General features: G+C 67.7%; 19 protein-coding genes and 1 pseudogene. 15 read left to right on the top strand and 5 right to left on the bottom strand.

From position 1 onward, the window contains the following. Positions 1-192: pseudogene (locus NA8_RS33140) on the bottom strand (helix-turn-helix domain-containing protein); the annotation flags it as partial. Positions 193-619: 427 nt separating this feature from the next. On the opposite strand from NA8_RS33140, the gene NA8_RS25405 reads away from it, so the two are divergent. After that, positions 620-1,981 carry a hypothetical protein gene (locus tag NA8_RS25405; protein ID WP_063052866.1) on the top strand — a complete coding sequence of 454 codons (1,362 nt, stop codon included), beginning with the start codon at positions 620-622 and terminating at the stop codon, positions 1,979-1,981. Positions 1,982-2,522: 541 nt separating this feature from the next. Here the strand turns inward: NA8_RS25405 and NA8_RS25400 are convergent. Next, positions 2,523-4,043, bottom strand: coding sequence for a catalase (locus NA8_RS25400; protein ID WP_063052865.1), 1,521 nt, complete (start codon positions 4,041-4,043; stop codon positions 2,523-2,525). 350 nt (positions 4,044-4,393) lie between these two features. Between NA8_RS25400 and NA8_RS25395 the strand changes: the two genes are divergently transcribed. The 6 genes from NA8_RS25395 to NA8_RS25370 all read left to right on the top strand — a co-directional run bounded on the left by NA8_RS25395 (position 4,394) and on the right by NA8_RS25370 (position 10,074). Beyond that, the gene (locus NA8_RS25395; RefSeq protein WP_063052864.1) at positions 4,394-5,443 is read left to right on the top strand and encodes a fused (3R)-hydroxyacyl-ACP dehydratase subunits HadA/HadB; all 1,050 of its coding nucleotides are present in this window, start codon (positions 4,394-4,396) and stop codon (positions 5,441-5,443) included. A gap of 163 nt (positions 5,444-5,606) precedes the next feature. After that, positions 5,607-5,768 carry a hypothetical protein gene (locus tag NA8_RS34070; RefSeq protein ID WP_157106908.1) on the top strand — a complete coding sequence of 54 codons (162 nt, stop codon included), beginning with the start codon at positions 5,607-5,609 and terminating at the stop codon, positions 5,766-5,768. A 243-nt stretch (positions 5,769-6,011) separates the two neighbouring features. After that, complete coding sequence (locus tag NA8_RS25385; RefSeq protein WP_439957418.1) at positions 6,012-7,253, top strand: PP2C family protein-serine/threonine phosphatase; 1,242 nt, start codon at positions 6,012-6,014, stop codon at positions 7,251-7,253. Positions 7,254-7,255: 2 nt separating this feature from the next. Next, positions 7,256-8,875, top strand: coding sequence for a sensor histidine kinase (locus NA8_RS25380; protein WP_063052862.1), 1,620 nt, complete (start codon positions 7,256-7,258; stop codon positions 8,873-8,875). Beyond that, a complete protein-coding gene (locus NA8_RS25375; RefSeq protein ID WP_062967578.1) occupies positions 8,872-9,318 on the top strand; it encodes a response regulator in 447 nt (148 codons plus the stop codon). Before NA8_RS25380 ends, NA8_RS25375 begins: the two co-directional genes overlap by 4 nt. Positions 9,319-9,654: 336 nt before the next feature. Beyond that, complete coding sequence (locus NA8_RS25370) at positions 9,655-10,074, top strand: ATP-binding protein (protein ID WP_169810557.1); 420 nt, start codon at positions 9,655-9,657, stop codon at positions 10,072-10,074. Between the two features lie 9 nt (positions 10,075-10,083). Here the strand turns inward: NA8_RS25370 and NA8_RS25365 are convergent, their stop codons facing one another. Next, the gene (locus tag NA8_RS25365) at positions 10,084-10,440 is read right to left on the bottom strand and encodes a MerR family transcriptional regulator (protein ID WP_063052860.1); all 357 of its coding nucleotides are present in this window, start codon (positions 10,438-10,440) and stop codon (positions 10,084-10,086) included. Positions 10,441-10,584: 144 nt separating this feature from the next. On the opposite strand from NA8_RS25365, the gene NA8_RS25360 reads away from it, so the two are divergent. The 7 genes from NA8_RS25360 to bfr all read left to right on the top strand — a co-directional run bounded on the left by NA8_RS25360 (position 10,585) and on the right by bfr (position 13,913). After that, positions 10,585-11,004, top strand: a complete 420-nt coding sequence (locus NA8_RS25360; RefSeq protein ID WP_063052876.1) for an Hsp20/alpha crystallin family protein — start codon at positions 10,585-10,587, stop codon at positions 11,002-11,004. Between the two features lie 116 nt (positions 11,005-11,120). Continuing rightward, entirely contained in the window at positions 11,121-11,276 is a 156-nt protein-coding gene (locus NA8_RS34065) for a hypothetical protein (RefSeq protein ID WP_157106905.1), read from the top strand. A gap of 16 nt (positions 11,277-11,292) precedes the next feature. After that, entirely contained in the window at positions 11,293-11,562 is a 270-nt protein-coding gene (locus NA8_RS25355; protein ID WP_063052859.1) for a cold-shock protein, read from the top strand. 423 nt (positions 11,563-11,985) lie between these two features. Beyond that, positions 11,986-12,414, top strand: coding sequence for a Zn-ribbon domain-containing OB-fold protein (locus NA8_RS25350; RefSeq protein WP_063052858.1), 429 nt, complete (start codon positions 11,986-11,988; stop codon positions 12,412-12,414). 78 nt (positions 12,415-12,492) lie between these two features. Next, the gene (locus tag NA8_RS25345) at positions 12,493-12,945 is read left to right on the top strand and encodes a MaoC family dehydratase (protein WP_063052857.1); all 453 of its coding nucleotides are present in this window, start codon (positions 12,493-12,495) and stop codon (positions 12,943-12,945) included. A gap of 238 nt (positions 12,946-13,183) precedes the next feature. After that, positions 13,184-13,375 carry a (2Fe-2S)-binding protein gene (locus NA8_RS33135; RefSeq protein ID WP_040871767.1) on the top strand — a complete coding sequence of 64 codons (192 nt, stop codon included), beginning with the start codon at positions 13,184-13,186 and terminating at the stop codon, positions 13,373-13,375. Between the two features lie 58 nt (positions 13,376-13,433). Further along, positions 13,434-13,913 (top strand): bacterioferritin, encoded by a 480-nt coding sequence (gene bfr, locus NA8_RS25335; RefSeq protein ID WP_063052855.1) that lies wholly within the window; start codon positions 13,434-13,436, stop codon positions 13,911-13,913. Positions 13,914-14,287: 374 nt separating this feature from the next. Here the strand turns inward: bfr and NA8_RS35330 are convergent, their stop codons facing one another. After that, on the bottom strand, positions 14,288-15,127 hold the full coding sequence (locus tag NA8_RS35330) for a patatin-like phospholipase family protein (protein WP_063052854.1): 840 nt from the start codon (positions 15,125-15,127) through the stop codon (positions 14,288-14,290). Between the two features lie 331 nt (positions 15,128-15,458). After that, positions 15,459-15,881: a hypothetical protein gene (locus tag NA8_RS25325; protein ID WP_245664003.1), complete on the bottom strand. Its 423-nt coding sequence runs from the start codon at positions 15,879-15,881 to the stop codon at positions 15,459-15,461. Between the two features lie 661 nt (positions 15,882-16,542). On the opposite strand from NA8_RS25325, the gene NA8_RS25320 reads away from it, so the two are divergent. Further along, positions 16,543-16,725 carry a hypothetical protein gene (locus NA8_RS25320; RefSeq protein WP_063052853.1) on the top strand — a complete coding sequence of 61 codons (183 nt, stop codon included), beginning with the start codon at positions 16,543-16,545 and terminating at the stop codon, positions 16,723-16,725. Positions 16,726-16,794: the final 69 nt, after the last annotated feature.

The raw sequence follows: 16,794 nt of genomic DNA, 5'->3' as shown, positions 1-16,794 counted from the left end.
CGTATACCACGTCACGCCGATCCCCGATAATTGGGCGACCTCTTCACGGCGCAGACCGGGGGTACGCCGACGCGTTCCCAGGGGAATTCCGACATCTTCTGGTGAGATACGCGCTCGCCGGGATTTGAGGAATGCTCCCAGTTCCGCGCGCCGAGCCTTTCGCACTGCCCGGACGTCGACTACATCGGTCATCCTCTGATCCTTCCGCACCCTGCCACAGGTATCCAGGTGCTGTCAGTACTAGTTTCGACCGCGGAACCGCAGTCCCCAGCGTGCTACCAGGCTGACCGACGGGGCGAGCGAAACACCTGGGAAGCCGACTACGCATCCCCATTTTCCCGAGCGGTGCGCCAAGGCAGATCGGTGCGGCAACGACCGCGTGCCCGATCGGGAGGCCACGATCGAGTCACGACGATCTTGATCTAGTCCACTCCAGACCCACGCCGCTTCCCCGTGGCGGACAAGATCGTCACCTCGACCAGCGACCGTACGATGTCACGCCTGGCTTCCAACGGGGTCGAGTCGGAATGGCGCCACTGCACGGCGGAGGCCGGGGTGTGCCTGCGCGGACCCGGCGGGCCGTGCGGGTCGGTTCGTCTTCACTGGGTACGCCTGTGGAGTGGTGCGACGGAGTGAAGTGCTCGAAGGCGTCACGGCGTTCCTGGCCACGGCGGTGGCCGGGCTGCTGCTGGTCGTGCCGCTCAGCTTCGGGCGGACCTGCCGTTGCACGCCTTATCAGGTGAACCGGCTGGTCCTCAACGTGCCGCGGGAGGCGGCGATCGGGGTGTTGGTCGCGGCGGTCACGGCGGTGGTCGCGGTCAGCCTGGCGCGGCCGCGCACCGCGTGGTGGATCGCGCTGGCGGGGACGCTGTTGCTGTTGATCACGCACACCGTCGAAGCGCACAGCTCTTCGCCCGACATCCTGACGACCACCGCAAATCTCGACGCGATCAGCAGCGGAATCCTGCTCGGCGCGACGGGCGTGGCGGTGCTCGGCCGCCGCGTACCCGGGATGGGGTTCGTCGTGGGCGGCGCCGGGTGCTTCGTGGTCATCACGCTCTCGCAGGCGTCTGGATTGCTGGGCAATCCGCACCGGGCGATGTCCGAACCGCGCGTATGGTCGGTGTTCGGCACGCAGCCGCTGTGGTTGCTCGCGGCGGTCACCGTGCTCATCCTGGTGTGCCAGCTGGTCACCCGGCAGCGATTGACTCCCGAACCCATCTACCCGGAATTGCCGCTCAGCCCCGTCGTGGCCGCGATCGTGCTGGTGATGACCGAATTGGCCGTCTCAGAGTGGCGGTTGCGCCACGGCGACGGCAGCATCGGCCTCATCGTGACGGCAGTGTGCACTTTGCTGGCCACGACCGTCGCCGCATGGCTGCTGCCACGCCGGGACGGGATCACGATCTTTCTCGCGGTCGCGCTCAGCGCCACCGGCAGCGCGGTGGGCAACGGGCCGCGCCCGGCATGGAGCGTGCCGCTGCTGCTGGGTCTGATCCTGCTGGGCTACCTCGCGGGGATCCGCTTGGCGAATCCGCTGTTCGGCGCCGGATTGCTCGCCGCTGTCGCGTTGTTGGCCGCCGTTGCCCCGGCCGGGGGCGTGCGCAACCTCGCCACGGCCGCACTAGCCGTCGTCGCGGGGTACTGCTGCGCTTACATCCAGCCCCGGACGGCGGGCAGCATCCTGGCGATCGCCATCCTGTGGCGGCCGTCGACCGTGGCGCCCATTCGCACCGAATCATTCGACTGGACGATGGTCTCGCCGCACCATCTCGGCGACCGGGGGCCGATCACCGTGGTCTCGGGTTCGGCATGGGCAGGCTTCGCCATCGTGGTCGGCTGCGGGATCGGACTCGTACTCCGCGCTTTACCCGAAGAGAAAGCAGCCGCGGATCTCCCCGGCCCGGCCGCCGAGGCGGGAGATACCGACGCTGTAGCGGGGCGGGATGCCCATGCCCAGAACGTCGGTGACTCGACATGAACGCGTGCGAGAGAGTTACTACGCCGTCCGAGCGGCGATGCGCGGTGGGGAACCGCTCGACCGAACGGCATCTGGGGAACAGGGGATGCGGGTGGGGTGAATCGCAGAATCTCGGGGAAACCCCGAAAGCCACCGGGAATGGGGACTTCTACCGGAGCATCGGGTGCGCCGCGCAGGGACGGTTGCGCAACGGCGGGCGCGGCGGCGAGTACTGCGGTGGCGGCGGCAATCCCGGCTGTCATGACCTGCCACGAACGACGTGACGGGCGTCGAACAGGTCGAACGTCGACCTCGAACGCCATGCTACGGTCCTCCGATCTCTGTCGGCCGGCCCGGTACGACCCATCCGATGCCACGGGGACGTCACCGAGCCTCGAATTGACTCGAAACACCACGGTGCTTGCGGTCCACTGGATCCGGAAGTCATGCTCCCGCACTCGATCGAAGCGCCCGCCCCGGACACTCGGGAACCATATAACGAAACAGTAACAAAGCGCAGGCCGGAGCGGCCGGTTCGTGAACCGGCCGCTGACGGCATCCGTCAGGCTTTGACCTGCGCCGACGAGCGAGCCGGATTGGCTTGCCCGGCCGCCTTGGGATCGCGTTCGTCCTGCTTCGCACGCACCCCGGCCTCGACCCGGTCGCCGAGGTTCTTGTCGACATTGCGCCAGTACTCGAAGGCGCGTTCGAGCACCGGCGCGGTGACACCGTTGAGCAAGTGTCCGACAATGTTGTCGACCAGCCGCTGGCGAGCCGCGTCGTCGAGCACATCACGGACCAAGGTTCCGGCCTGACCCCAGTCGTCGTCGTCCCGGTGCAGCGTGTAGGCCGAGCGCACGATTTCGCCGTCGGTGTGCCAGGTCGCCGGCGGACCCGCGGCCGCGGGATCGGCATGCGGGCCGCCCTTCGAATTCGGCACGTAGACCGGGTCGCCGGGGTTGTGGTGGCGCAGCGCGCCATCCTTGCTGTACGACCGGACAGCGGTGGCGTGCGGTGTATTGACCGGCAACTCTTTGTAGTTGACGCCGATGCGGTACCGGTGCGCGTCGGGGTAGGAGAACCAGCGAGCCATCAGCATCTTGTCCGGGCTGGGCCCGGTGCCGGGCACCGAATTGCTCGGCTCGAATGCCGCCTGCTCGATCTCGGTGTGGTAATCCGCCGGATTGCGGTCGAGGGTCATCTTGCCGACGTCGATCAGCGGATAGTCGCCGTGCGGCCACACCTTGGTGAGATCGAAGGGGTTGAACCGGTAGTGCCTCGCCTCGTCGAACGGCATGATCTGCATCTTCAGCGTCCAGCTCGGGAAGTCGCCGCCTTCGATCGACTCCCACAGGTCGCGGGTGTGATAGTCGGTGTCCATCGCCGCCATCTGATCGCCCTCGTCCTGGGTGAAGAACTCGATGCCTTGATCGGTCTTGAAGTGGTACTTGACCCAGAACCGTTCGCCCGAGGCGTTCACCCACATGTAGGTGTGGCTGGAGTAACCGTTCATGTGCCGCCAGGTGCGGGGGATGCCGCGATCGCCCATCAGCCAGGTCACCTGGTGCGCGGACTCGGGTGACAGCGTCCAGAAGTCCCATTGCATGTCGTGGTCGCGCAGATTGTTGTCGGCGCGGCGCTTCTGGGAGCGGATGAAGTCCTGGAACTTCATCGGATCACGAACGAAGAAGATCGGCGTGTTGTTGGCGACCATGTCGAAGTTGCCCTGCTCGGTATAGAACTTCAGGGCGAACCCGCGCGGATCCCGCCAGGTGTCGGGGCTGCCACGCTCCCCCGCGACGGTGGAGAAACGGGCCAGCATCTCCGTCTTCTTCCCCGGCTGGAACACGTCGGCCATGGTGTAGGCGCTCACGTCGTTCGTGACCTCGAAGACGCCGAACGCACCGCCGCCCTTCGCGTGTGGCTGGCGTTCGGGCACGCGTTCCCGATTGAACGCCGCCATCTTCTCGATCAGATACCAGTCCTGCAGCAGGATCGGTCCATCCGGCCCGACGGTCAGCGAGTGCTCGTCGCTGGGAACCGGGATACCGGCGTCGTCGGTGGTGTGGTTCGGAACAGACATCTCTCTCCTCTCCTACAAGCCGCGGGCGGAGGGCCGGCGACGGAACCTCGGACGCGAGGGGCGCGAGATCACCGGTGCCCGGCTGCGAAGTGGCTGCGGCGGTTCGGCCGAACAAGCTCTCCGATCGGCGTACCACCGACCTGCCTGCCGAGGAGCGCGGCCACGACGGGCCTGATGCCGACCCCGTCCCGTCGGTCCTGTCGATCGACTTCCCAGGGGTCCGCTGCTCAAACTACTGACGACCGGAGCGGCGGTCGGCGCGACCTGGTGCGCGGACGTCGCCGGCCGCGAAACGGCGTGCGATGCGGGCTGACCGGAATTCCACCTCTTGTTGGGTAGATTCCCCCGCGATGTCCAGACTCCCTACCCCATCCGGTGCGAACGACGTGACCGATGCCGCGCTTCCCGCCTCGATGGTCGGGCGCCGGTATCGCAGCAGCGATTACTACGAAGTCGGGCGCGAGAAGATCCGTGAGTACGCCCGCGCGGTGCGCAACCACCACCCCGCGCATCGGTCGGAGGAGGCCGCGGCCGATCTCGGCTACGACCGCCTGCTCGCTCCCCCGACCTTCGGCGCGGTGCCGGGCTACCTCGCCTACGCCGAAGCGTTCGAGACGATCCTGCCGGGCTACGACCTGAGCCGGACCATCCAGACCGATCAGATGATCGAATTCCACCGCCCGCTCCAGGCCGGCGACCGGATCGACTTCGAGATGTGCCTGGACTCGTTCCGGCACGCGTTCGGCGGTGACCTCATCGGCCTGCGTCAGACCATCCTGGATCAGGACGACCGGCCTGTCGTCACGTCCCGGACCAGTTTGGTCGGGCGGGCCGACGAGGCTCTCCCGACGTGGTTCGACGCGGTCGTGATGCACGGCGCCCGCCCCGAAGCGCGGAAGCAGCGCCGCGCATCGCACCCGCGATACGTCGGGGACGGCAGCGAGCCCGTACGCCGGATGCCGCCCGCACCGGCCGGTCCCCATGTCCGCCCCTTCGGCACCGTGAGCCTCGGAGCGGAGCTGCCCCCGCGCGCCCTCACGGTCACCCGGGGCGATCTGGTCAACTACGCCGGAGTCGCGGGAGATCCGAATCCCATCCACTGGAGCACCGCGGCCGCCGCGCTGATGGGGCTGGAGACCGTCGTCGCGCAGGGCATGTTCACCATCGGGCTCAGTGTGGACTTGCTCACTTCTTGGCTGGGCGATCCCGGTGCGCTGCGCTCCTACAACGTGCGCCTGACCAACCCCGTCCACGTCGGCATGACCGGCGGCCGGATCGAGTTCGCGGGCCGGGTGAAACACCTGGACGCGGACACGCGAACCGCCACCATCGCGATCACCGCCGGACATGACGGACGCAAGATCTTCGGTCGCGCGACGGCCGAGGTCGTCCTCGCGTGATCGCACGCCCCATCCGCGCCGCCTCGGAATCGATGGGTTTGGCCCGCAGCAGCCGGGGCACGTTGGAGGCGGAGCAAGCGCCCGCCGGGATCGGCGACGCGAACTCGGCACCCGATCGAGCGGGCAACCGGCCCGCTCGCACCCGAAAGGACAGGTATCTGTCGTGGTTGTGCTTCTTGCTGTGATCGGCTCGGCCTCCCTTGCCGTCATCGCGGTTCATGCCACGGTCGTCGCCCGCAGCTTGGCCGAACTCCGTTCCCCGCGCCGCGATGGCGCACGGGAGGCCGAGCGAGACACCGCGCGGCTCACCGGCACCACGGTCTGATCGCCCGCACCATCCTTTCGGCAGCTTCTCCATCCGCGCAGGTCAGCACTGTCATGTCTCGGTCGGATGTCGGATCGGATACGATCTTGACTGCTTCTCGGTCCAGCAAACGGCCGCGGAGACAGTCGGCGTGCGCTGGTGCCGCCCCATGGTGATCGGAGGCCGGGTTGTCGGTGTTCGCCGACGACGGCAATCGTGCTGTCATTCGTTCTGCCACAATCGGACCCGCGACCGGTGGTGTCCGTGCGGCGTGAGGGGACAGACGACGATCCCGAGGTGATCGTGGACGCGGATTGGCCGTGGCAGCAACCTTCGGTACTGCTGATCGAGGACGATCCGGGGGACGCGCTGCTGGTGGAGGAACTGGTCGTGGACGGCGCGCCCGGGCTGCAGCTGCACTGGGTCCGGTCGCTGGCGGAGGCCGCCGAGCATCTGGCCACCGCCGAGCCCGACTGCGTGCTGCTGGACCTGCATCTGCCCGATGCTCAAGGGCTCGAGGCGGTCGAACGCATCCGCCGGCACACCGACCAGGTCGCGATCGTGGTGATGACCGGTCTGGATCAGGAGCAGACCGGTTTGGCCGCGGTCGCGGCGGGAGCCCAGGACTACCTGGTCAAAGGCCGGGTCGAGCCCGAACTGTTCGGGCGTGCGGTGCGTTATGCGATCCAGCGCAAGCAAGCCGAGCGCACCAGCGCGGCCTTGCAGGCGATCAATATGCGCGCGCAGGAGAACGCGCGGCTGGAACGCGGTCTGCTGCCCACTCCGCTGCTGCGCGGGAAACGGGTCGTCGACGTGGTGGCGCGCTACCGTCCCGGCCGGGCCCACGCGCTGCTCGGCGGTGATTTCTACGACGTGGTGCAGGACTCGGACGGCACGGTGCACGCCGTCATCGGTGACGTGTCCGGGCACGGCCCGGACGAGGCGGCGACCGGTGTGGCGTTGCGCCTGGCGTGGCGCACACTGGTGCTGAGCGGGGTGACCGGGGCGCGGCAGCTACGGTTGCTCGAACAGGTCCTGCTGGCCGAACGCACCGGCAGGCAGACCTTCGCGACGGTGACCAGCCTGATGTTGCATCCGGGCGAGCATCGCGCGCAGGTGCTGCGGGCGGGGCATCCGGGGATGCTGCTGCGCTCGGCCTCCGGTTTGACCTGGGTCGAAGTGCCCGGCGGGCCTGCCCTCGGCTTCCTGCCGGGTCGCGCCGAGTGGCCCGTACACGATCTGGATCTGCCGCTGGGCTCCGGGCTGATGGTGTTCACCGACGGATTGTTCGAGGGACGGGTCGGGACCGACCAGGAGCGTCTCGGTGAGGAAGGACTGATGGAGGTCGCCCGCGCCGTCCGGGCCGCGGATCCCGACTGGTTCGTCGACGAGCTGATCGGCCGCGTCGAGGCACTGGCGGGGGCATCGGGCGGTTTGGACGACGATGTCGCCATCCTGTATCTGGGATGGCACGGCGACGGGCGAGGACAGGACCAGAACCGATGACGATGAAGACCGGGCGGCCGCCCCTGAGCACGCGGCTGACCGCCCAGGCATGGTTTCAACTGGTGCTCGCCTCGATGGTGCTGGTGGTGATCATCGGCACCGTGGCGGGGGCCCAGGTGATCGCAGAGACCAACCGGGGGGCCGATCGGCTGCTCGACAAGTCGTTGCCCGCGGCGGCCGAGGCCTACAAGTTGCAGAGTGCCCTGGTAGACCAGGAGACCGGCCTGCGCGGCTACGGCATCACCGCCGACCCGCAGTTCCTGCAGCCCTACCGGGACGGTACCCGGGAAGAGGCGCAGTCGGTCGCCCGCTTGCGAGAGCTGCTGGCCGACCGGCAGCCGTTGCTCGACGAGCTCGACGCCGTGGAGCAGTCCGCACAGCGTTGGCGCACCGAGTACGCCGAGCCCCTGGTAGCGGGATTGACCTCCGGGACGGCTCGCGGACTCGAGCCTTCCACCCCCACCCGCGGTAAACCGCTGTTCGACGAACTCCGGACGCGCTTCGAGGCCCAGAACAACGGTCTCGAGGCAGCCATCGCGCACGACGAAGAGGAGCTCGCACACACCCGCACGGTCCGGGACGCCGTGCTGGCCGGAATGGTCATCGCGTTCCTGCTGACCGGTGTGTTGCTGACCGTGTTGGTCCGGCGCTTGATCGCCCGCCCCCTCGGCTCCTTGACGGACGCGTCGCTGCTGGTGGCAGGTGGCAACTTCGATCATCACATCGACGTACACGGTCCTGCCGACTTGGCGACCGTCGCACAGGCGGTGGAGAGCATGCGCCGCCGTATCGTCGCCGAGCTGGAATCCTCGCGCGCTCAGGAAGCCGCGCTCGCCGAGCAGAAGACCGATCTCGACCTGCAGGCCGTGGAATTGCGCCGGTCCAACGCCGAACTGGAGCAATTCGCTTACGTCGCCTCGCACGATCTGCAGGAGCCGCTGCGTAAGGTGGCGTCGTTCTGCCAGCTGCTGGAGAAGCGCTACGGCGACAAACTCGACGAGCGCGGCAAGCAGTACATCGACTTCGCCGTCGATGGCGCCAAGCGGATGCAGGTGCTCATCAACGACCTGCTCACCTTCTCCCGGGTGGGCCGCATCACCGACCGCACCGAACCCACCGGCCTCGGCCAGTCCCTGGACAAGGCGCTGACCAATCTGTCCACGGCCATCGATGACACCGACACCCGAATCCGGCGCCCGGACGAGCTGCCCGAGATCATCGGCGATCCGACGCTGCTGACGATGCTGTGGCAGAACCTGATCGCCAACGCTATCAAGTTCCGTGAGCCCGATCACCCACCGGAGATCGAGATCACCTGCGAGCCGGGCGAGGACGGCAGCGGCTGGCTGCTGTCGGTGGCCGACAACGGCATCGGGATCGCACCCGCATTCGCCGAGAAGGTGTTCGTCATCTTCCAGCGACTGCACAATCGTGAGGAATACAGCGGAACCGGCATCGGGCTGGCCGTGTGCAAGAAGATCGTCGAATACCACGGCGGCCGGATCTGGATCGATACCGAGTACACCGCGGGCACCCGCTTCTGGTTCACGCTGCGCACCGCCGACTCCGACACCACCGCCCGTACCGCCGACATTCCCGCCCCCGAAGGAGCCACCGTATGACTTCCCCCGGCCAGCCGATCGACATCCTGCTCGTCGAGGACGATCCCGGCGACGAGCTGATGACGCGAGAGGCCTTCGAGGACAACAAGATCGGTAACACCCTGCATGTCGCCAGAGACGGCGAGGAGGCGCTCGAGTTCCTCTACCGCCAGGGCCGGTACCCGGACGCGCCGCGGCCGGACCTGATCCTGCTCGACCTGAACCTGCCCAAATACGACGGCAGGCAGGTGCTGGAGAAGATCAAAGCCGACCCCGATCTAGCGCACATTCCGGTGGTCGTGCTGACCACCTCCGCGGCCGAAGAGGACATCCTGCGCAGCTACCGGCTGCACGCGAACGCGTACGTCACCAAGCCGGTCGATCTCGATCAGTTCGTGGCCGCCATCAAGCAGATCGACGACTTCTTCGTCCAGGTCGTGCGGCTGCCGCGCCAAAACCCGTAGCGGCGTTCCCCCGAGATACCGCGCCGGCTTTGCCGGGCTGTGGCACAGCGTTTTACGGATGCCGCGCGATGGCCGGGGCCGTATTCTCCGGGCCGCCACCCGGGATGAATGGGGAATGATCAACTGGGTATAGCCTCGGGGAGCATGGCACACGCACGGCGAACACGGCCGCCGAGCCCGATGACGGTCCACGTGCTCGGCGTGACGGGTACAGCGCACCGATCCCCGACAGGGAGGTAACGAGGTGACGGCGCATCGACGCCCTTGGCACGGCACGACGACGGGACGACCGGGCCGCGACAGACGCACTCCGATCCCGTCGGCTGGTGCGCGCCCGTGAGCGCGGGCGAGCGGGTCCCGCTACCCGACGCCGTGTCGCCCCTGGAGTTGGATTTCGCTGCCGAGGCGGTGCACTTGGCGACCGTCCGGCATACCCTCCAGGAATGGCTCACCAAGTGCGGCATGGCGGCCGCACCGGCCTACGACGTGCTGCTGGCCGTCGGTGAAGCGTGTACCAACGCCGTCGAACACGGCCATCACGGCGACGGCGGCGTGGTCCGCTTGCGCGCATCCATCGAGGGCGACGAACTCCGGGTGACCATCGCCGACAGCGGCCGATGGAAACAACCCGACCCGCAGGCGGATCCGATGCGCGGGCGCGGCATGCCGCTGATCCGCGCGCTCATTCCGGACGTCACGGTGACCACCGGCGATTCCGGCACAGTGGTCGATCTGCGCACCCACTTCTCGGAATAGCTTCCGTGCCTATGCCGGGCCGGGCGCGTTGTCCCGCGCGTCCCGCAACCGGACGTTGTCGGCGTGCAGCCGATCGTTGTCCGCGTGCAGGTCGGCGTTCGCGTCCTCGAGGTCGAGAATGCGGCGGATCCCCGCCAGGTTCACGCCCGTGGCGACCAAGTCGGTGATCCGCCGCAACCGGGCGAGATCATTGCCGCTGTAGCGGCGGGTGCCCCCGTCGCTGCGCGCTGGAGTCAGCAACCCGTGGCGCTCATAGAGCCTGAGCGTCTGCACGCCGATTCCGGCCAGGCCGGCAGCGACCGAGATCCCGTACACCGCTTGGTCCGGATCCGGAAGATGCCCCGAGTCGCCCCTCTCCCGCGTCATCCATCCTCACTTCGAGTTGCCCAACAGATTTCCTAGTTTAGCGCCTTGCGCTCAACTTCTCTCGATGCTATAAAAAATCTATGTCAGGTAGCACAGGTTATCTGGCCCCTACTACGGAGAATGGAGTGAGTGGAGGTGGCGACCATGCTGATGCGCACCGATCCGTTTCGCGATCTGGACCGTCTGACGCAGCAGGTGTTCGGCACGAAGGCGCATCCCGCGGTGATGCCGATGGATGCCTGGCGCGCGGGCGAGGAGTTCGTCGTGGAGTTCGACCTGCCCGGCATCGACCCCGAATCCCTGGACCTGGACATCGAGCGTAATGTGGTGACGGTGCGCGCCCGCCGTCCCGAACTCGACTCGGGGCGTGAGATGATCGCCGCTGAACGCGCCCGCGGCGTGTTCAGCCGTCAACTGTTCCTGGGCGAGAACCTCGACACCGACAAGATTCGCGCCGACTACACCGACGGCGTACTGCGGCTGACGATTCCGGTCGCGGAGAAGGCCAAGCCGCGCAAGATCGAGGTCGGTCGCGGCAACGGCCACAAGGCGATCGACGCCTGAGTCAGCCGCGGAGAACGCGGGCCCGGGCTCCCGGGCCCGCCCCGGACCGGAACGCGAAAGGCGTTACCGCACAGAGGCTATGCTTGCGAACGGAACACCTGATGGAGTACCCGATCATGACATCGACCGAACGGCACGACCCACTGCTCGCAACGGCCGAGTCCGGAACCGGAGTTTCCCCCGAAGCCGCGGTCGTCTGGCCCGATCCCAGCCCACTGGACGCCTGGTGGCAGCGGATCATGCACGCCGATCCGTTGCCCGACGCCGCGTGACCCGGGCCGCCCCTTCGTGACCGGCCGCCCTGACCACCGGACCGCGGCGGATTTCTGGCGCCGCGGCACGGTGGTGTGGTTCAACATCGAGAAGGGTTTCGGATTCCTCCAGCCCGCCGACGATCCCACGCAGGTCTTCGTCGAGTACACCAGTATCGAGACGACCGGATACAAGTCGTTGTACGCCGGCCAGCCCGTCCTCTTCACCGCCACCATGCGCAAGCGCGGCCCCGAAGCCACGGCGGTGCGCCCGCTGCTTCCGGACACTCGCCCGCGGCCCCGGTGATCGGGAGCATCATGGCGCTGCGGGCAGCGGCGACCATCAATGGGACGACTACGTGGATCACGACGTGCGCCGCCTGCGGAAATCCCGGTTCGCGCGACACGCGAGCGGCCGCTCCGGGACAGCGATACAGGCGACGATGGACTCTTCGCCGCCGAAGTCATATCCCGGCTGTGAGCCGGACGCGTGCGGCGGCACCGCGCGGGCCATCGCCGCTGCCACGGCGCTCCCTCTCGCCTCCGAAACCGGGTCATCCCGGCACCGACCTGCCGGTCGTCGCGGTTTGCCGCGCTCGACCGGGGCGAGCGCCGGAGACCGGGGCAGCGAAAAATAGGTATATCCCCGGCCGATCGGCCGTCGTGCGGGAACCTGGTCTACGAGACGCTGACGTGGTCGGTGACATCAGCACGATGATTTCGAGGCTCTATGTACCAGCGCGATCCGAAGCACACCGGAAACGTCGGTGACACTCCCTCCGCTCGACGAGAGGCAACGCTGATGATCAGGCGTTGCGAATGCTGCGGTCGACTGCTGGCGCCCCTGTTCGACGCGTGTTCGTCCTGCCGCTCGGCCGATCTGGCATGGGTTCCGTCCTCCGGCACCGGGTCGGTCGTGTCATGGCGGGTGTTGCAGTGTGCCGCGAGTCCACGCGCCGAGGTCGAGCGCTCCACGATCGCCATCGTGGAACTCGATGAAGGTCCGTGGTTGTACACGACGATCCATGGGGAACTGCCGCCCCCTTCCCCCGAGCCGGTCCGTGTGCGGTTCCGGGCATGTTCCCGCGGGGACAGATTTCCGGTGTTTGCGGTCAATCGCGAGGCGCAGGCTTCGAACGCCAGTCCTCAACCGGCATAGTTCCGGCTTTCCGCACAACTGACGCGGCGGCCTGCGCGCCGGATATCGTGCAGGCGCCGACCGCAGAGAGGATCCCGCATGACCGAGTTCCGTGATTTCGAGGCCCTGCGCGCCGCGGTGGGCACCGTGCTCGGGCCCGGCGAGTGGCTCGAGATCGACCAGCGGCGCATCGACCTGTTCGCCGAGGCCACCGGCGACCACCAGTGGATTCACGTCGATTCCGGCCGCGCCGCGGACGGCCCGTACGGGGCCACCATCGCGCACGGGTTCCTCACCCTCGCGCTGCTAGCGCCGATCAGCCAGCAGTTGATGTCGGTGCGCTCGGCCCGGATGGCGATCAACTACGGGCTGAACAAGGTGCGCTTCATCAGCCCGGTCCGGGTCGGCAGCCGGGTACGCGGCACCGTCAGGCTCACCGCCGTCACCGATGTGCCCGGCGGGGTGCAGGCCGAACGCACCGTGACGATCACCGTCGAGGGCGCGGACAAGCCGGCCTGCGTCGCCGAGCACCTGGTCCGGTACCTGGCCTAGCGGGCCATGCTGATTCGTGACGCCACTCGTGCCGAGGCTTCTCCGTTCAGCGCGCCGGTCCGCGAAGACAGTCCCCCGGTCGCTCCACCCCCAGCCACAGCCCGGCAACGCTCGACACCGCGACACTGCGCCCACCGGGCTTCACACGGGCCGGTCCCGAATGCTATACATTAGGGGAGGCTTACCTCGTTAGTCGAGGCTAACCTCAGTGAAATGGTGACCCTGGCTGTGAGGCTTCATGTACGTGTGCATCTGTAACGCGCTGTCCGAAGGTGACGTGCATACCTGCGTCGCGGCCGGGGCCGACAGTGTCCGCCAAGTGAAGAACGCCTGCGGCTGGAAGCCCGGCTGCGGCAGTTGCACAGCACGATTGGCCGAGGTCATCGGCCGCGCCCGCGCGACGACCGAAGCGCAACCCTCGGCCGCCTGATCCGACACACCAGGCGGTCTGGCTGCCGCTGCGCAGAATCTGTGCCACGATCGCAGCTATGGACGGCGACAAGGACATCGTGGCGTTGCTCAACGAGCAACTGACGGCCGAACTCACGGCGATCAACCAGTACTTCCTGCACGCCAAGATGCAGGAGAACTGGGGCTTCACCAAGCTGGCGCGGCACACTCGGCACGAGTCCATCGACGAGATGAAGCATGCCGAACTCCTCACCGACCGGATCCTCTTCCTGGAGGGCCTGCCGAACTACCAGAAGCTCAATCCGTTGCGCATCGGGCAGAGCGTGCCGGAGCAATTGCGGGCCGACCTGCAGATCGAACTGGAAGCGGTCGAACGGCTCCGCCGAGGCATCGAGTTGATGCGGTCGCGTGGCGACGTGACCTCGGCTCGCATCTTCGAGCACATCCTCGAAGACGAGGAGCAGCACGTCGACTACCTGGAGACCGAACTCGACCTGCTGGAGAAGCTGGGCGAGCCGCTGTACCTCCAGCGTTTCATCGAGACCCCGGAGGACTGACCCGGTATCCGGGGCGCCTGCGAAAGGCTGCCCGGCGCTACGCCGAGGCGTACCGCCGGGGCGGCAAAAGCAGCGGGGCTACTACTCGCGGCCCACAGTGTTCGTGAACGTCACCAACGATATGACCACAGCCCGCGAGGAGATCTTCGGTCCTGGCCATTCTCGGCTACGACTGCGTCGACAACGCCGTCGAGATCGCCAACGACTTCGGATTTCACGACTACCTGGAGATCAAAGGCATCCTCGGGTACGCACCGGACAGAAGCCGGGCCGTAGCGGAGGGGGGACGGGTGGCCGGGATGGCAGGACGGTGGACGCATGTGGCCGTCTTGGGCGCTGTCGTGCTGGTGCTGAAGCCGGCGGTCGGCGATCTGTCAGGGATTCGGCCAGACGTCCTTCAGTCGCAGCGCCGCCTCGGCGGACTGGCGCACACCGGCCGCGTGGGCGGGGGCCAGCGCGGCCGGGTCGAACACGTCGAGTCCGAAGGCGGCGATGGCGTCATCGTCGGGCACTATGGAAATCTCTGTGGCCGAGCCCAATTCACGATCACTGGCGACGCGCGGGAACATGTGCGCCAAGGGTTCGACGATCACCACGACGTCCGCGCCCGCGGCCAGGTCCGCGTTCACCGGTGAGCGCAGCCCACCGTCGATGTAGTGGCGGCCATCGATCGGAATCGGGGGGAAGACACCCGGCACCGCGGTGCTCGACGCCAGCGCGGCGGGCAACGACGCCGCTCCGTCCCTGGTCCACGCGCGCAACTCGCCGGTGGTGATGTCGATCGCGGTGACGACGAGTTCACGCGCTGGCCACTGCGCAACACCGGCCAGCCCACCCATGCGCGCGATGTGCTCGTCCGGATCACCCACCTGCGCGGCCAGCGCCAGCTCACCCGCCCGGCGGCGCGCCTGGGCGGGATCCTGTCCGGGGGCGCGCAGGACGGCGAATATCTCCGCCATCCGCGCAGGATCCGCCTGTACCGGCGCCGACGTCGACGGCGGCCGCAGCAAACGCGCCGGATCACCGCCGTCGGCCAGGACCGCGCCGACCACCGCCCCGGCCGAGGTGCCGACGAACCGGTCCGCCAGCGCCAAGTCGATCCCGCTGTCCCGCAGCCCGATAGCCAATCCCGCCAGCCACGCCAAACCGACCGGACCACCCCCACCGAGCACGAGCGCGACCGAGAATCCATTGGGTGACACCGTCTTCGACATACCGCCAGCCTATCCGCCGCCGTCGCCACAACCGCCTGCGCCCGATCAGCCGCACCTCGCTACCAGCGGTGATAGGTCTCCACGTGGGCGTCGGTGACCAACTCGACGAGACCGGGACGCCAATTCGTGCATCCGGTGCCTGTCCCGTGGTCCGCCACCGAAATACCACTCCCCGGCGCCTGGACCACCTCGACGACGCGGCCCGCTCGTCGCATAACCTGGAAGCCCGGATCATCGACGCACCGATCTGCCGCCGTGTCGAGTCGCGACCCGCATCGCTATCAGCGCAGGTCTGGCCGTCGGCCGAGAACGCTCGCCGGCACCGGACGATCTATGCCCAGATGCGCGACAGCGCCGAGCGGGAGTACGTCTGCTGGGGCGTGACCGTGATCAGGTCGCATACCTCGACGAGTTCGGCCGGTACCGCGTTGCCGAAGTGCTGCAGCCCCGGTGCGATCACCGCCTCGACGCCGAAGTTGCGTGCGGCTTCGACCAGGCGATCGACCGGTGCGGCGGTACCGGCGCCGAAGGTCACGGTCTTGCACAGCTCGTAACCCAGCCGCTTCGCCAAACTCCGCATCTGCGCTTCGTCCCAATCCTGGGACACACCCGAGACGTCCTTGCGGAGATATCCCAGCGCGGGTGGTTTGGCCCTCATCGATACTCCCTCGGCGCGGTCGTTGCTGAAGTGGTCGAAGCGCCTGCACTTCCACAGCTCGAGCGGCATCGGCGCATCGAGGAACGGGCTGAGCAAGGTATTGACATCATATGTTGTCTACAGCAGCTGATGTCAACATGTGCGGCGTGCGACGAGTCGACCTTTTTCCAAGCCCCGGACACGGCCTCCGCCGAGCGTATCGCCGCCCACCCCGGCGATGCCGGAGCCGTGGACGGACGCCGAGATCCATTGGCCCGGCGGCAATCTCCCAGCGGCCGCCAGCGACCCTCGAATAGAACGTCTTCTACGTGACGAGTTCCACCGCCCCCTGCCGTCCTCGACAGCCGCCCGTGATCGCCTATGGAGTCGGGCAGTCGGTGGTGATCCCCCGGGATGAATCCCAGGATGCCGACCGAGAGGAATACCGCTCCTACGGTCACGGCGGCGACCTGAAGAGGAGACCGCCGATCTGTTGTCGCGCCTGGTGTGGAAGTAGACATCGGAATACCGGCGGCGCGCCGTGATCCTTATCTCCCGCGCCGACTACACCGGAGCTGTGCAGTGCGCAGGAACCGGCGTCCACGCTGGGGCGACGAGCCGGGGCGACGTCGATGGCGGCTTCGGTCGCGGCTCGCGGCGGCCGCCGTCGACTCGCGGACGCCACTCGCTCGGGCAATACTGGTCACGACTCGAAAACAACTGTCCGCCTTGGTAAGCCAACGCAGTCTGTCAGCCGGATGGGTAATGCCCGGGAGGCATGGCAGTGTTGGTGTGGTGCGTTGTGGCGATGATCGTCGCCGTCCTGTTGGGCGCGGCGGCAACGGCGATGGTGTGGGATCCGCGCGGCCGACGCCGCGCGGCCGTCACCGCCCCGATTCCGGTGCCGGCGACCGCGGAGGCCACGGCGTCCAGCGCCGGCGATTGGCCGCGCACGCGCTGAACCGAACACGGCGCTGATCCGGACGCCGGATCAGCGCGTCCACGAGTTCGGGCGATCAGGCGGCGCAGC

The organism is Nocardia arthritidis NBRC 100137, assembly GCF_001612765.1.
Classification (GTDB): domain Bacteria; phylum Actinomycetota; class Actinomycetes; order Mycobacteriales; family Mycobacteriaceae; genus Nocardia; species Nocardia arthritidis.
Note: the sequence above shows the minus strand (reverse complement) of the source record. Positions and strands in the feature narration are given on the sequence as shown.

Coding starts and splice junctions, on each gene's coding strand:
- NA8_RS25380 (WP_063052862.1), top strand. CDS start 7,256: ATGAAGACCGGGCGGCCGCCCCTGAGCACGCGGCTGACCGCCCAGGCA.
- NA8_RS33135 (WP_040871767.1), top strand. CDS start 13,184: ATGTACGTGTGCATCTGTAACGCGCTGTCCGAAGGTGACGTGCATACC.
- NA8_RS25360 (WP_063052876.1), top strand. CDS start 10,585: ATGCTGATGCGCACCGATCCGTTTCGCGATCTGGACCGTCTGACGCAG.
- NA8_RS25395 (WP_063052864.1), top strand. CDS start 4,394: ATGTCCAGACTCCCTACCCCATCCGGTGCGAACGACGTGACCGATGCC.
- NA8_RS34065 (WP_157106905.1), top strand. CDS start 11,121: ATGACATCGACCGAACGGCACGACCCACTGCTCGCAACGGCCGAGTCC.
- NA8_RS25375 (WP_062967578.1), top strand. CDS start 8,872: ATGACTTCCCCCGGCCAGCCGATCGACATCCTGCTCGTCGAGGACGAT.
- NA8_RS25345 (WP_063052857.1), top strand. CDS start 12,493: ATGACCGAGTTCCGTGATTTCGAGGCCCTGCGCGCCGCGGTGGGCACC.
- NA8_RS25365 (WP_063052860.1), bottom strand. CDS start 10,440: ATGACGCGGGAGAGGGGCGACTCGGGGCATCTTCCGGATCCGGACCAA.
- NA8_RS25320 (WP_063052853.1), top strand. CDS start 16,543: ATGGCAGTGTTGGTGTGGTGCGTTGTGGCGATGATCGTCGCCGTCCTG.
- NA8_RS35330 (WP_063052854.1), bottom strand. CDS start 15,127: ATGTCGAAGACGGTGTCACCCAATGGATTCTCGGTCGCGCTCGTGCTC.
- NA8_RS25400 (WP_063052865.1), bottom strand. CDS start 4,043: ATGTCTGTTCCGAACCACACCACCGACGACGCCGGTATCCCGGTTCCC.
- NA8_RS25350 (WP_063052858.1), top strand. CDS start 11,986: ATGTACCAGCGCGATCCGAAGCACACCGGAAACGTCGGTGACACTCCC.
- bfr (WP_063052855.1), top strand. CDS start 13,434: ATGGACGGCGACAAGGACATCGTGGCGTTGCTCAACGAGCAACTGACG.